The sequence below is a fragment of the Pelomonas sp. Root1237 genome, from assembly GCF_001425055.1.
GTDB lineage: Bacteria > Pseudomonadota > Gammaproteobacteria > Burkholderiales > Burkholderiaceae_C > Pelomonas.
Window position 1 is genome coordinate 968,850 of record NZ_LMDK01000012.1, and the last position, 14,197, is coordinate 983,046.

13 protein-coding genes are annotated in these 14,197 nt (G+C 66.6%); 8 read left to right on the forward strand and 5 right to left on the reverse strand.

Annotation, left to right across the window (positions count from 1 at the left end; genetic code table 11):
* The first annotated feature begins 21 nt into the window (after positions 1-21).
* A complete protein-coding gene (locus tag ASC91_RS12245) occupies positions 22-816 on the forward strand; it encodes a MipA/OmpV family protein (RefSeq protein ID WP_162247778.1) in 795 nt (264 codons plus the stop codon).
* On the opposite strand, the gene ASC91_RS12250 is transcribed toward ASC91_RS12245, so the two are convergent.
* Positions 813-1,121: an Mpo1-like protein gene (locus ASC91_RS12250; RefSeq protein ID WP_056196956.1), complete on the reverse strand. Its 309-nt coding sequence runs from the start codon at positions 1,119-1,121 to the stop codon at positions 813-815. The genes ASC91_RS12245 and ASC91_RS12250 overlap by 4 nt on opposite strands.
* Before the next feature lie 83 nt (positions 1,122-1,204).
* On the opposite strand from ASC91_RS12250, the gene ASC91_RS12255 reads away from it, so the two are divergent.
* The gene (locus ASC91_RS12255; protein WP_056196958.1) at positions 1,205-2,662 is read left to right on the forward strand and encodes an NAD(P)/FAD-dependent oxidoreductase; all 1,458 of its coding nucleotides are present in this window, start codon (positions 1,205-1,207) and stop codon (positions 2,660-2,662) included.
* On the opposite strand, the gene ASC91_RS12260 is transcribed toward ASC91_RS12255, so the two are convergent.
* Together ASC91_RS12260 and ASC91_RS12265 are read right to left on the reverse strand one after the other, a co-directional pair.
* A complete protein-coding gene (locus ASC91_RS12260) occupies positions 2,647-3,444 on the reverse strand; it encodes an alpha/beta fold hydrolase (RefSeq protein ID WP_056196960.1) in 798 nt (265 codons plus the stop codon). The two genes, ASC91_RS12255 and ASC91_RS12260, sit on opposite strands and share 16 nt — an antisense overlap.
* Complete coding sequence (locus ASC91_RS12265) at positions 3,441-4,733, reverse strand: O-acetylhomoserine aminocarboxypropyltransferase (RefSeq protein WP_056196962.1); 1,293 nt, start codon at positions 4,731-4,733, stop codon at positions 3,441-3,443. Before ASC91_RS12265 ends, ASC91_RS12260 begins: the two co-directional genes overlap by 4 nt.
* Positions 4,734-4,805: 72 nt before the next feature.
* On the opposite strand from ASC91_RS12265, the gene ASC91_RS12270 reads away from it, so the two are divergent.
* Both ASC91_RS12270 and aroC read left to right on the forward strand, forming a co-directional pair.
* Complete coding sequence (locus tag ASC91_RS12270; RefSeq protein ID WP_056196964.1) at positions 4,806-5,273, forward strand: CBS domain-containing protein; 468 nt, start codon at positions 4,806-4,808, stop codon at positions 5,271-5,273.
* A 75-nt stretch (positions 5,274-5,348) separates the two neighbouring features.
* Positions 5,349-6,446, forward strand: a complete 1,098-nt coding sequence (gene aroC / locus ASC91_RS12275; protein ID WP_056196966.1) for a chorismate synthase — start codon at positions 5,349-5,351, stop codon at positions 6,444-6,446.
* Positions 6,447-6,533: 87 nt separating this feature from the next.
* Here aroC and ASC91_RS29380 read toward each other — a convergent pair whose 3' ends face one another.
* Complete coding sequence (locus ASC91_RS29380; RefSeq protein WP_162247779.1) at positions 6,534-7,748, reverse strand: PEP-CTERM sorting domain-containing protein; 1,215 nt, start codon at positions 7,746-7,748, stop codon at positions 6,534-6,536.
* 294 nt (positions 7,749-8,042) lie between these two features.
* Between ASC91_RS29380 and ASC91_RS12280 the strand changes: the two genes are divergently transcribed.
* From ASC91_RS12280 to ASC91_RS12295, 4 genes are all read left to right on the forward strand, one after another.
* A complete protein-coding gene (locus ASC91_RS12280) occupies positions 8,043-9,206 on the forward strand; it encodes an efflux RND transporter periplasmic adaptor subunit (RefSeq protein WP_056196968.1) in 1,164 nt (387 codons plus the stop codon).
* Between the two features lie 10 nt (positions 9,207-9,216).
* On the forward strand, positions 9,217-12,459 hold the full coding sequence (locus ASC91_RS12285; RefSeq protein ID WP_056196970.1) for an efflux RND transporter permease subunit: 3,243 nt from the start codon (positions 9,217-9,219) through the stop codon (positions 12,457-12,459).
* 103 nt (positions 12,460-12,562) lie between these two features.
* The gene (locus tag ASC91_RS12290; RefSeq protein WP_056196972.1) at positions 12,563-12,784 is read left to right on the forward strand and encodes an AbrB/MazE/SpoVT family DNA-binding domain-containing protein; all 222 of its coding nucleotides are present in this window, start codon (positions 12,563-12,565) and stop codon (positions 12,782-12,784) included.
* Between the two features lie 3 nt (positions 12,785-12,787).
* Complete coding sequence (locus ASC91_RS12295; RefSeq protein WP_056196974.1) at positions 12,788-13,192, forward strand: PIN domain-containing protein; 405 nt, start codon at positions 12,788-12,790, stop codon at positions 13,190-13,192.
* 76 nt (positions 13,193-13,268) lie between these two features.
* Here the strand turns inward: ASC91_RS12295 and ASC91_RS12300 are convergent, their stop codons facing one another.
* Positions 13,269-14,159, reverse strand: coding sequence for a LysR family transcriptional regulator (locus tag ASC91_RS12300; RefSeq protein ID WP_056196976.1), 891 nt, complete (start codon positions 14,157-14,159; stop codon positions 13,269-13,271).
* Positions 14,160-14,197 lie beyond the last annotated feature (38 nt).

A 14,197-nucleotide genomic window follows, 5' to 3' on the forward strand; every position in this document is an offset into this window, starting at 1 on the left:
CTAGCCTCTATGAGAGTCGCGTTGACTACCCTCCTGGCTCTGTCCGTGGCGACGTTGGCCCAGGCCGAGCAGCCCGAGGTGGAAAGTCCGTCAGCTCGCTATCTGCTGGGGGCCGCGGTGGCCTCGCAGCCGGAGTACGACGGCGCGAGCAGCCGTGACATCAAGATCAAGCCCTTGTGGGCATTCAAGCTCGGCCGAGTGCGCATCAGCACTTCCGGCGCGGGCAGCCTGATGGGCTTCGGGCGTGAGGAGGCGGCCGGCGGTGCCAGTACCCAGTTCATTGACACAGACAAGCTGCGCGTGGGTGTGTCACTGCGCATGGACAGCGGCCGCAGCAGCGGCGACGCCAGCACCACGCGGGGCCTGCCCGACGTCCGGCGCACGCTGAGGGCGCGCTTCTATACCAACTACAGCCTCACCAAGGACCTGACCATCGGCGCGACGCTGTCGCAGGACCTGCTCGGCCGGCAAGGCGGCACGACGCTGGGCGCGGACCTGGGCTGGCGGTTCTACCGCAGCCCGACGCTGGAGTGGACCAGCGGCTTCGGCATCTCGGCCGCCAGCGCTCGAAACCTGCGCAGCTATTTCGGCGTGCCCGAGTCGGCCGTCGCGGCCAGTGGCAAACCCGCCTACGAACCCGGTGCCGGCCTGCGCGATGTGCACGTGGGTGTCGGCTTCATCCGGCCGCTGACCAAGCATTGGCTCGTCTACGGCAATGCCGGCGCGAGCCGCCTCCTCGGTCCCGTCGCCGACAGCCCGCTGGTCGAGAAACGCACCGGCTCGTCGGTGGGCATCGGCCTGGCCTGGCGCAACTAAAGCTTCACGCGACCGCGCCAGATGTCGGCGTACATGACCCAGTCGCCGATGAAGCTGTAAAGCGGATATTTGAAGGTCGCCGGCCGGTTCTTCTCGAAGAAGAAATGCCCGACCCAGGCGAAGCCATAGCCGCACAGCAGGCCGTAAAGCAGCCACACCAGCGCGCCCGTCCTGAACAGCTGCCACAGGCAGACCAGCACCAGGGTCGAGCCGACGAAGTGCAGCCGGCGGCAGATGGCGTTGCCGTGCTCGCTGAGGTAGAAGGGATAGAAATCGGCGAAGCGAGAGAAGCGTTCGGTGCTCATGGAGGGTCAGTGCTGGCAGGCCCTGATTCAAGCGCGGGTTGCGCCCGAGCGGCAAGCGGGGATGCCCTCGCAATAATGCGCCGATGCGCGCCATGCCCACCGAGTTGGAGGTTGTCATCCTCGGTGCGGGCATGTCCGGGCTGTGCATGGCCATCCAGCTGCAGCGCGCGGGCGTCGATGACTACCTCATCGTCGAGAAGTCTCATGGGCTGGGCGGCACCTGGTGGGACAACCGCTACCCCGGCGCCCAGGTCGATGTGCCGGCACCGGCCTACAGCTTCAGCTTTGCGCCCAACCCTCATTGGACGCACCGCTTCGCCGACGCGCCCGAGATTCACCGCTACCAGCAGCGCCTGGCCGAGCAGCACGGCCTGGCGGCACGCATGCGTCTGGGCGTGGCCATCACCGAGGCGCGCTTCGACGCACAGGCCGGCCGCTGGGAGCTGAGCCTGGACGATGGCAGCGCCTTGAGCGCGCGCTTCTTCGTCTGCAGCACCGGCCCGCTGAGCCGGCCGCGCTGGCCCGACATCCCCGATCTGGCCTCCTTCAAAGGGCAGTTGCTGCACTCGGCGCGTTGGCCGGCCGACGCGGACTTGGGCGGCAAGCGCATCGGCGTCATCGGCACGGGCTCCACGGCGTCTCAGCTTGTGCCGGCGCTGGCACCCACGGCGGCACGGCTCACGCTGTTCCAGCGCACGCCCAACTGGGTGATGCCGCGGCTGGACCGGCGCTATGGCGCACTCGACCGCTGGCTGGCCCGCTTCCCGCCCTATGCCGCGCTGGCCCGCCATGCCTGGGTGCAGTTCCTGGAGCTGGGGCGGCGCGGCTTCGACGAGGGCACGCTGGCCCGGCGCGCCATAGTGGCCACGGCCCGCGGCCATCTGCGGCGCCATGTGCCCGATGCTGTGCTGCGCGAACGACTGACACCCCGCTATCCGCTGGGATGCAAGCGCATCATCTACTCCAACGACTACTTCCATGCGCTGGCGCTGCCGCAGTCGGAGCTGGTCACGGAGGCCATCACCGGCGTGACGGAAAGAGGCGTGCTGACCCTGGACGGCCGGGAGCACCAGTTGGACGCACTGGTCTGTGCCACCGGCTTCGACACGACGCAACTCCTGGCGGAGCTGCCCATCACAGGTCTCGACGGGCGCACGCTGGAAGAGACCTGGCGCGTCAATCCCAGCGCCTACTTCGGCCTGACGGTCCCGGGCTTTCCCAACCTCTTCCTGACGCTCGGCCCCAACACCGGCACAGGCCATACCTCGACGCTGCTTTTCATCGAGCCCCAGGTCCAGCACGCGCTGGCCTGCATGCGCAGAGTCAAGCAATCAGGCAAGCGATGGATAGACGTGCGCCCTGAAGCGTTTGCAGCCCAGGACGCCAACGTCCAGCAAAGGCTCGCCGGCTCGGTCTGGAGCCGGTGCAGTTCCTGGTACCGCAACGACAGCGGCCGCATCATCGCGATCTGGCCGGGCTTCACCGGCGAATACGCCCGGGCCGTGCGGCGGCCCGACGAAGCAGCCTACGAGCTGGGCTGAAGCGCCGCCCTCAGCGCGGCCAGCACGGCGTCCGGTGCTTCGGCCATCAGCGCGTGGCCGGCTGGCACGGTATGGATGCGCGGCTTGAGCAGGCCGCCGAGCACGGCGTTCTGCTTGGGCGACGTCATCTGGTCCAGCGCGCCGAGGATGAAATGCACCGGGCAGGCCACGCGAGCGGCCGCGGCCTCGCCGCCGGCATAGCGGTCGCAGACCTGGAAGTCGTTCTCGAACAGATTGACTTCCGTCTGGCGCCCCTGCAGCCGGCGCATCAGCGCCATCGAGCCGCCGCGCAGCCAGGCGCCCGGGCCCGGGTAGCCCGGCTTGGCGCTGGCCAGCGAATGCGAAAAGGCCGTGACCATGGCCATCGCGGCCTCGGGCTTGTCGCGCGCCGTCGTCAAAAGAGCCTCCGAGACCTTCATCGGGTAGGCCGTGCCGACCATGACGAGAGTGGACGCTCGTTCGGCCGCTTCGAGTGCGATCAGCGAGCCCATGCTGTGGCCGACGAGGGTGGCCTTTTGCACGCCGGCCGCGTCGAGCAGACGGTGCAGCCAGGAGGCGATGTCCTCGACGCTCTTCAAAGGCGTGCCAGCGCTGCGGCCATGGCCCGGCAGGTCGACGGCGAGCACGCCGTAGCCGTGGTGGGCACACCAGCGCGCCAGCAGGGTCCAGACGCTGTGGTCGTTCTGTGCGCCATGGATGAAGACGACGCAGGGCAGGGCGGGGTCTAACGCCTTGCCGCCCGTGTACGCATAGGCCTCTTGGTTGTCGACGATGAACTTCATGCCTTGCCTGCCATCTTGAGCGCGCGCTTCAGGTCGTCGATGAGGTCGGCCGGGTCTTCCAGCCCGACGGACAGGCGGATGGTGCCCGGGCCTATGCCGGCACTCCTGAGCGCCGCGTCATCCATGCGGAAGTGGGTTGTGCTGGCGGGGTGGATGACCAGGGACTTGGCGTCGCCAACGTTGGCCAGGTGGGAGAAGAGCTTGAGCGCCTCGATGAAGGCGCGGCCCTGTTCCCGCGTTCCCTTCAAGTCGAAGGAGAACACCGCGCCAGCGCCGCGTGGCATGAGCTTTCGCGCCAGCGCATGGTCGGGGTGGGAGGCCAGGCCGGGGTAGGCCACCTTCTCGACGAGGTCGTGTGCCTGCAGGAACTCGGCCACCGCCTGCGCATTGGCCACATGCCGGGCCATGCGCAGCGGCAACGTCTCCAGTCCTTGCAGCATCAGCCAGGCCGTGTGCGGGCTCATGCAGGCGCCAAAGTCGCGCAGCCCCTCCCGGCGGGCGCGCAGCAGGAAGGCGCCGACGGTGCTTTCCTCAGCGAACACCATGCCGTGGAAGCCGTCATACGGCTCGCACAAGGTCTCGAATCGCCCGTGGCGATCATGCGCGGCCTGCCAGTCGAAGGAGCCCGCATCCACCAGCACGCCGCCAACCACCGTGCCATGGCCGCAGAGAAACTTGGTGGCCGAGTGGTAGACGAGATCGGCGCCCAGTTCGGCCGGGCGCTGCAGGTAGGGTGTCGTGAAGGTGGCGTCCACCAGCAGAGGCAGGCCGGCCTCGTGCGCCAGTGCCGACACGGCCGGGATGTCCAGCACGTCCAGCCCCGGGTTGCCCAGGCTCTCGCCAAACAACAGCCGCGTCTCGGGCCGGATGGCGGCGCGCCAGGCGTCCAGGTCGCGTGGGTTGACGAAGGTCGTCTCGATGCCGAAACGGCGCAGCGTGTAGTGCAGCAGGTTGTGGCTGCCACCATACAGCGCCGTGCTGGCGACGATGTGCCCACCGGCGCCCATCAGCGTGCAGATGGCCAGGTGCAGGGCCGCCTGGCCGCTGGCCGTGGCGATCGCGCCGATGCCGCCGTCCAGCGCCGCCATGCGCTCCTCGAAAACCGCCGTCGTCGGGTTGGAGAGCCGGCTGTAGACGTGCCCCGAACGCTCCATGTTGAACAGCGACGCCGCGTGCTCGCTGTTCTCGAAGACGAAGGAGGTGCTGAGGTGCAGCGGCGTCGCCCGCGCGCCGGTGCCCGGATCGGGCGTGGCGCCGGCATGCAAAGCTAGGGTGTCGAAGCCCGGCATGGTGTTTTCTATGGGGTGGAGTCGCGGGCATTGTGTGCTATGTTGACTGGCAGTTTTCGCATGGAGGCCCCTATGAAAGTCGTCGATATCCTGCGTGTCAAAGGTGGCACCTTGTTCACTGTCACGCCTGACGAGCCGCTGAAGGATTCGCTGGCCGTCATGGCAGAGCGCGACATCGGTTCGCTGGTCGTCATGGAGCATGGCGACCTGGTCGGCATGCTGACCTTCCGCGAGGTCATCCAGGCCATCGTGAAGAACCAGGGCACGGTGGGCACGACCATCGTCCGCACGGTGATGGACGACGCGCCGCTGACCTGCACGCCCGAGACAGAGATCGACGAGGTGCGCCGCATGATGCTGGGCCGCCACGCGCGCTATATGCCGGTGATGAACGGCAAGACGCTGATGGGCGTCATCTCTTTCTACGACGTGGCCAAGGCGGTGGTGGACAGCCAGGACTTCGAGAACCGCATGCTCAAGGCCTATATCCGCGACTGGCCGGTCGAGGAGCCCATCGAGGACCCTGCCAAGGCCGGCTGAGCCGACTTGGTTCGTTGTCCATGAAGGCGGCCTTTGCAGGCCGCTTTTCATTTGGACGGCTCCTAGAATGGCGGCATGTCCGGTAGCACCCTCGGCGAACTCTTTCGCGTCACCAATTTCGGCGAAAGCCACGGTCCGGCCATCGGCTGCGTCATCGACGGCTGCCCGCCGGGCATGACGCTCAGCGAGGCCGACATCCAGCCCGAGCTGGACCGCCGCCGCCCCGGCACCAGCCGCCACGTGACCCAGCGCAACGAGCCCGATGCGGTCAAGATCCTGTCCGGCGTCTATGAGGGCGTGACGACCGGCACGCCAATCTGCCTGCTGATCGAGAACACCGACCAGCGCAGCAAGGATTACGGCAACATCCTCGACACCTTCCGCCCCGGCCACGCTGACTACACCTATTGGCGCAAATACGGTGTGCGCGACCCGCGCGGCGGCGGCCGCGCGTCGGCGCGGTTGACGGCGCCCATGGTCGGCGCCGGCGCAGTGGCCCGCAAATGGCTGCGGGAGGCTTATGGCACCGAATTCCGCGGCTGCATGACCCAGCTCGGCGAGATCGAGATTCCTTTCGAAGGCTGGCAGCACGTCGGCCAGAACCCCTTCTTTGCCGCCAACGCCAGCAAGATCGCCGCGCTGGAGGACTACATGGACGCCTTGCGCAAGGCCGGCGACTCGGTTGGCGCACGCATCCGCGTGGAAGCCACCGGCGTGCCGGTCGGCCTGGGCGAGCCGCTGTTCGACAAGCTCGACGCCGACATCGCCTACGCGCTGATGGGCATCAACGCCGTCAAGGGCGTCGAGATCGGCGCTGGCTTCGGCGTTGTCGCACAGAAGGGCACCGAGCATGGCGATGAGCTGACACCGCTGGGATTTGCCAGCAACAACTCGGGCGGCATGCTGGGCGGCATCTCCACCGGCCAGGACATCGTCGCCAGCATCGCGATCAAGCCGACCAGCTCGATCCGTTCGCCCAAGGCGAGCATCGACCGCGCGGGCAATCCTTCCGTGGTGGAAACCTTTGGCCGCCACGACCCCTGCGTGGGCATCCGCGCCACGCCCATCGCCGAGGCCATGCTGGCCCTGGTGCTGATGGACCATGCCCTTCGTCACAGGGCGCAGTGTGGAGATGTCGTGCTGCCGGTCGATGCCATCCCGGCACAACGATAGGTTGAGGCGAGCGCGTCGGGCTGACGACGGGCAAAGCCCGCAACGGGCGAGCAATGCCGTGGACTACAGCTGAACTGAGTTGCTAAATCAGGTCAGCGATTCAAGCCCGACAGCGTTCGGGTTTGGGCTGTGCGGCTGGACAACCTTCTTGCGGAAAGCAAGAAACACCGCGAGCGTCCCCAGACCGAAACACAGCAGCCATCCGCTGCTGGGCTCAGGGACTGGAACTGCTGACACCTTCCAGTCGTGAGCAGTATTTCCCAGCGCCGAAAACGCCGTCGTTGTCGATCCATTCGCCAAAGTAATGGACGTAATGCCGGCCCAATAGATTGAATTTCCGAAATTGGCGAACGAATCGACCGAGGAGTTTGATCCCGCCAGCGTATAAGCCGTCGTGTCGATGCCGGCGTCCAGGGCGAACGCCTGACCAAACGTAACGGGAATGCTCAGCTCCCAGAATCCGCGTAGATCCCCGGTGTAGTCGAGGCCATTGACGCGGGTGAATGTATATGTTGGATCGGTGCCCAGATGAGTCAATGCCGCCTGAACATTGAAGCTGAATACAGTGGCGCCACCCGCGCTGAAAACGAAGTCAGCCGCAGCCGTTCCAGCAAAGCTTCCCCCCAAACCAGCCGTGCCGCTGTTGAGAAGGCTGCCTGAGGCGGGATCGACGAAGAAACGAATATTGGCCCAGCCGGTGCCGGACAAGCCTGCGCCAGCCACTGTGACGGAGTCACTCCAGTGTGCGGCGGCATATGCCTTTCCCACCGACGCGAATCCATTGAAAATGTTGCCACGGCTCGCGCTGGCAATGGCTGAAGATTTGAGTACACCGTAGTCTGCGGTAGCGCCGCTCGAGCCGCCCGAGCCTGACCATACGCTGCTGATCTTTTCAGACACCGAGCCATTCACTGAAGAATGAGTGATGGGGCCGACGCCGCCATTGCTGCCATCTTCGGCCGTGTAGTTTGCAAAAACAGTGACCTTGACTTCCGAAGCACTTGCGGAAATCGCCGGCCCCATCGCAGCCAGGCAAATCACGGCATTGAAAATCCACGTGGCGCCCGGGCTTAACATAGACCTTGTGCGGAACATCTGAAGTTGGGACATCGTTCTCACCCCTATTGATTTGAACCCGAATACATCCAACACCCACTGTGTCGGCTGTTCAAACTCGGGGCACTCACCGAGGTGAAGCTCAAAGTGAAATCGACCGAGCCAAGATGCGAGCGAACTGCACTGTAGGCTTCGTGATGTCGGGGCCTGCTGCGCTGATCCCCAGAACGCGGGGAACGTTTTCATTCGAATTGATGTCGAGAGGTGGCAGCGCATTGGACTGGTCGGCGCTGGCAGCAGCAGCGGCGATGGCCGCTCGCCGGCAATTGGTGTCGCTATGACCTCGTCATGACGCTGCGCAGCGGATTTGATGCAGGCCGCCTCTCGTGATCCGCAACTCGTCCGCCGGGATTCCAGCCTGATCGCCGGCCGGTGCAGCTCAGCCCTCGCAAACCGCGTTTCGTCACAAGCCCGCTGCGCGGCTTGCCGCCGGTTTCTAGACTGTAAAGGTCGTGAAATCAGAGAGTGATTGGGGGAGCCATGCGCAAGTCTTGGAAGATCGGTAGCGTCGTCGCAGCCGTGTTGTTGGTGGGCGGTGCCGGGGTGGCCGTCATGGCGAGCAAGGGGGATGGCCCCAACAAGCCGGGTGACGAGAAGGCCAAGGCCGTGCTGGAGTTCGTGCCCAGCGAAGTCGTCAAGCCGACGCTGACCGCCATGCCGGCCCAGATCGAATTCAGCGGCCCGCTGGTGGCGCCGGGCACGGCCATGGTTCGCGCCAAGTCCAACGGCACGCTGCTCAACCTCGCTGTCGGCGAAGGCAGCCGCGTGAAGGCGGGCCAGGCTCTCGGCCAGGTCGACCTGGAAGAGCTTCGCTATCGCATCGCCGAGCGCGGCGCCAGCGTCGAAGCCATGCGGGCCCAGATGGAGCAGGCCGAGCGCAGCTTCAAGGCCAACGAAGGCCTGGCTGCCAAGAACTTCATTGCCCAGACCGCGCTGGACAACTCTCGCGCCGCCTACGAGTCGGCCCGCGCCAACTGGAACGCCGCCAAGGCCCAGCTCGACACCAGCCAGGTGACGATGCGCCAGGCCGCGCTGGTCGCCCCCATCAACGGCGTCGTCTCTAAGCGCCATGTGGTGCCCGGCGAGAAAGTGGCGGCCGAACAGCAGATCCTGACCATCGTCGACCTGTCCAAGCTCGAACTGGCCGGCCTGGTCGGCACCCATGAAGTCAGCCGCCTGAAGCCAGGCATGACGGTGCAGGTGAAGGTGGAGGGCGTGGAAGAGCCGGTCGAGGCCAAGATCGACCGCATCGCGCCGAGCGCCGAGCCGGGCACGCGTTCCATCGGCGTGACCCTGGTGCTGGCCAACCCCAAGGAGGCCTACCGCGCCGGCCAGTACGCCGTTGCCAAGGTGGTGCTGCAGGACGACACCCAGCGCCTGACCGTGCCCATCGCCGCCATCAGCCGCAATGCCGGCCAGGAACAGATCTGGATGATCGAGAGCGGCGCCCTGGTGCGCCGGATCGTGACGACCGGCCGCAGCGACGCCCGCGAAGGCCGCGTGGAGGTGTTGAACGGCCTCAAGCCCGAAGCCCAGGTGCTGGCGGCGCGCTTCGACAACCTGCGCGAAGGTGACAAGGCGAACATCGTCGCCGCCAAGGCCAAGGTGGCCAGCTCGGCCGCGTCGGCCGCCACGGTTCAGTAAGGGGCGTGCCATGTGGATGACCCGCGTTTCCATCCAGAACCCGGTCTTTGCGACCATGGTGATGGTGGCCCTGTGCGTGCTGGGCCTGTTTTCCTACTCCAAGCTGGGCGTCGAGCAGATGCCCGACATTTCCTTCCCCGGCGCGCAGGTGGACGTGCGCTACCCCGGCGCCTCGCCCGAGGCCGTCGAGCGCGAGATCGCCAAACCGCTTGAAGAGGCGCTGAACACGATTGCCGGCGTGGAACGCATCCAGTCGCGCAGCTTCGAGGGCCGTGTGCAGGCCAGCGTCGAGTTCTCGCTGAACGCCGACATGGGCCGCGCGATGCAGGACCTGCGCGACCGCGTCGCCGCCGCGCAGGCCCGATTCCCGCGTGACGCCAAGCCGCCGACGGTGCAGCGCTTCGAGAACGACAACTCGCAGCCCGTCGTCGTCATGGCGCTGCTGAGCCCCACACGCGGCTCGCGCGAGCTGTCCATGATGGCCGACCTGATCGTCTCCAAGCGCCTGGGTCGTGTGGAAGGCGTGGCCAAGGTGGACGTGGGCGGCCTGACCACCCGTGAGGTGCGTATCGACCTCGACCCGATGCGGCTGCGCGCCTACAGCGTGACGCCGGCCGAGATTGCCAAGGCGCTGGCTGAGGCCAACGCCGATCAGCCGGTGGGCCTGCTGTCCGACTCCACCTCCGACGCCATCCTGCGCGTGGAAGGTCGCGTGAAGGACCCCAAGGCTTTCGGCAACATGATCGTCGCCCGCCGCGGCAACCTGGCGCTGACGCTGAACGACCTCGGCACCCTGGTCGAGCGCGAGCGCGAGCAGGACAGCATCGCCCGCATCAACGGCCAGCCGGCCGTCAGCTTCAACATCTTCAAGCAGCAGGACGCCAACATCGTCAAGACCGGCGAGTCCGTGAAGGAAGCAATGGCCGAGCTGCGCAAGACGCTGCCCAAGGACGTCGAGCTGCGCCTCATCTACGCCGCTAGCGACTTCGTCAAGGGCTCGCTGACCGGCCTGCAGCACACGCTGATTGAAGGCGCGCTGCTGACGGTGGCCATCGTCTTCCTGTTCCTGCACAGCTGGCGCTCGACCATCATCACCGGCCTCACGCTGCCCATCGCCGTCATCTCCAGCTTCATCGCCGTGCAGGCCTTCGGCTTCACGCTGAACTTCATGACGATGATGGCCTTGAGCCTGTGCATCGGCCTGCTGATCGACGACGCCATCGTCGTGCGCGAGAACATCGTGCGCCATGTGGCCATGGGCAAGGACCACCGCCAGGCGTCGTTCGACGGCACCAACGAGATCGGCCTGGCCGTCATGGCCACCACCTTCGCCATCTGCGCGGTGTTTGTGCCCGTCGCCTTCATGGGCGGCATCATCGGCAAGTTCTTCTACCCCTTCGGCATCACCGTCGCGGTGGCGGTGCTGGTCAGCCTGTTCGTCAGCTTCACGCTCGATCCGATGCTGTCGTCGGTCTGGCCAGACCCGCCGGGCACGCGCATCAAGCACTGGCCTGTCATCGGTCATCTCATCCGCGCGACCGACTGGAGCATGGACCGCCTGCACGACCTCTATGCCAGGACGATCGACTGGGCCTTCTCCGGCCGTCGCTACCGCGTCTTCGTGCCGCCGATTCCCGCCTATGGCCATCCGTTCAGCGCGGACGGCAAGCGCGACAAGGCCGCGAAGCGCGTGTTCCGCTTCGCGACGCTGACGCCGCGTGGCCTCGTCATGTGGGGTGCCTTCGCCAGCTTCGTCGCCGCACTGGCCCTGGCGCCCATGGTCGGCAGCGAATTCGTGCCCGAGACAGACAACGGCTTCACGCAGGTCAACCTGCGCATGCCGGTGGCCAGCAGCATCGAGCGCGGCAGCGCCAAGGTCGCCCAGATCGAGGAGATCCTCAAGAACTACCCCGAGATCAAGACCGTCTCGACCGTGGTCGGCAGCACCGGCGAAGGCCTGTCCACCGGCCGCAACCAGGCGGCGCTGAATATCACGCTGACCGACCGCAGCGAACGCAAGCGCACGCAAAAGGAGATCGAGGACGCCATCCGCGCCGACATTGCCAAGATCCCCGGCATCGAGGTCAGTGTTGGCTTCAACCGCCCGATCTGGATCACCATCCTGGGCAGCGACCCCGAAGTGCTGACCCAGGCCGCCACCGACCTGGTCGAGAAGATCAAGAAGATCCCCGGCGCCGTCGACGTGGACACGACCGTCAAGCCCGGCCTGCCGGCCTTTGCCGTGCGCCTGAAGGATTCGGCCATCCGCGAACTGGGCCTGACCGCCCCGCAGATCGCCTCCAGCCTGCGTGCCTACGTCAACGGCGAGATCGCCACCTACTGGACGACGCCGGATGGCAACCAGGTCGAGGTGCTGCTGCGCCTGCCGCGCGAACAGCGCGAGCGCATCGAGCAGATGAGCAAGCTGCCGGTGGCCTTCTCCAAGGACGGCGCGCCCATCGCGCTGGACCAGGTCGCGACCATCGAGCCGGTGTTCAACCCCGAGGTGATCCGCCGCGAGAACCTGCAGCGCCGCGAGGCCGTGTTCGCCGGCGTCCAGGGCCGCCCGGGCGGCGACGTGAATGCCGATGTGCAGAAGCTGATCAAGGCCACCCAGCTGCCCCCGGGCACCAGCTTCAAGGTGGACGGCGCCGGCAAGCAGCAGGCCGAGGCCTTCAACGGCCTGCTGGCGGCCATGGCGCTGGCCGGCATCTTCATCTACATCGTGCTGGCCAGCCAGTTCGGCAGCTTCCTGCAGCCCATCGCCATCATGGCTTCACTGCCGCTCGCCCTCATCGGCGTGATGCTGGCCCTGCTGCTGTGGCGCTCGACGCTGAATGTGTTCTCGATGATCGGCCTCGTCATGCTGATGGGCCTGGTGACGAAGAACGCGATTCTTCTCGTCGACTTCGCCAACCATGCCCGCAAGGCAGGTGCGACCGTCGCCGAAGCGTTGCGCGAGGCCGGCCTGATCCGCATGCGCCCCATCATCATGACGACGGCCGCCATGGTCTTTGGCATGCTGCCGATGGCCATCGCGCTGAACGACGGCGGCGAAATCCAGGCGCCCATGGGCCGCGCCATCATCGGCGGCGTCATCACCTCGACGCTGCTGACGCTGGTGGTGGTGCCGGTGCTGTACAGCTATCTGGTGCGGGAGAAGAAGCCCGCCAAGAAGACGGCAGAGCAGGGCGGCGCCTCGTCGATGCCGCTGCATGGCATGCCGGGCGCGATGCCGGCGGACAAGGAATAAGCAAGAGATCCCTCGAGCGCTTCTGCGCTTGGGCCGGTCACGTCAAGTGGTCGGCCCTTTTTGCTTCTGCGAATTACAATCGCGCCGATAGTAAGGAGTTGCCATGTCCGAATCCACCGTCACTGCCAAGGGCCAGACCACCATGCCCGCAGAAATCCGGGCGCTCGTGGATGCCAAGCCTGGTACGCGCCTGGTGTGGTCGGCCATGCCCGATGGCACCCTGATCGTGCGGGTCAAGAGCAAGTCCATCCTCGACATGGCCGGCATGCTCAAGGCCCCCAAGGGCAAGCGCATCGGCATCGATGAAATGAACCCCTGGCGCTGAGGCATGCCCGCGCTCGATACCAACGTCCTGGTGCGCTACCTCGTGCAGGACGACGCCGCGCAGGCCGCCGCGGTGCGGCAGCTGATGGCGCGGCTGACGGGTGAAGGGGCCACGCTCTTCGTGCCCGTCACCGTCGTGCTGGAGCTCGAATGGGTGCTGCGCAAGAGCTATGGCTTCGACAAGGACAGCGTGCTGCACGCCCTGTCATCGCTGTTCTCGGCGGCCGAGCTGAGCATCGAATCGGAGCGCGCGCTGGAGGTGGCGCTGCAGCTTTTCCGCCAAGGCCCGGCGGACTTCGCCGACTGCCTGCACATCGCGCTGGCCGCCCAGGCCGGCGAGCAGCCGCTGTGGACTTTCGATAAAGGCGCTGCCCGGGTGGGCGGCGCGCAACTGCTGGCCAAGGGCTGACGCGGCTCAGCCGGGGGCGCGCGCAAAAGCCTGGCGAGCGCAGCGGCTTGTGCACTCGAGGGCGACTTGCCGTAGATCAGGCCGCGCAGACCTCGCGCACGCAGCCACGCAACCACCGATGCGCCGCATCCCCATCCATCCGAGGATGCCAAAGCAGCGAGACGGTGAACGGCTCCAGTGCCAGCGGCAGATCAATAGCCAGCAAACCGTCGCGCAGATGCCCGGTGTGCCGCTCGGGCACCGTTGCAATCAGGTCCGTGCCGCGCGCCAGCGCCAATGCCTCCGAGAACCCCGCCACCGTGACGACGATGTCGCGACAAAAGCCGAGGGCGGACAAGGCCTCGTCGACAGGCCCTGCCGCCGTGCCGCGCCGGGAGATGGCGACATGCCGGCCCGCCGCGTAGCGCCTCGCCGTCAGCTTACCGCTCGCCAGCCCATGACCTTGGCGCACGACGGCCACAAAACGATCGCGAAACAGCGCCTGCGCGCGCAGCTCCGGCCCACTTGATGCAGTGACGATGCCCGTCTCCAGGTCGACGCTGCCATCACGCAGGGGCGTGCTGTCACGGTCGGGCTTGGGGACGAAGCGCAGCCGCACGCTCGGCGCTTCCGAACTCATGCGCGCTAGCAGGGCTGCGCCGAAGTTCTCGACAAACCCTTCGCGCGTTCGCAACGTGAACTCTCGCTCCAGTTTGTCCAGCCGCAACGCCGCCGCCGGCCTCAACGCGGCCTGCGCCTCCTGCAGCAGCGGTCCGATGCGCTCGCGCAATTCCAGCGCCCTAGGTGACGCCACCAGGCCACGCCCGGCCCGCACGAGCAGCGGGTCGCCCGTCGCCTCGCGCAACCGCGCCAGCGACCGGCTCATCGCCGACGGGCTCAGCCTGAGACGCCTTGCAGCGCCAGCGACGCTGCCCTCGGCCAGCAGGGCGTCCAGCGTCAGCAGCAGGTTCAGATCAGGGTCTGACATGGCGTCTCGCGCATTGATGAAGTGCAGATGATGCGTCT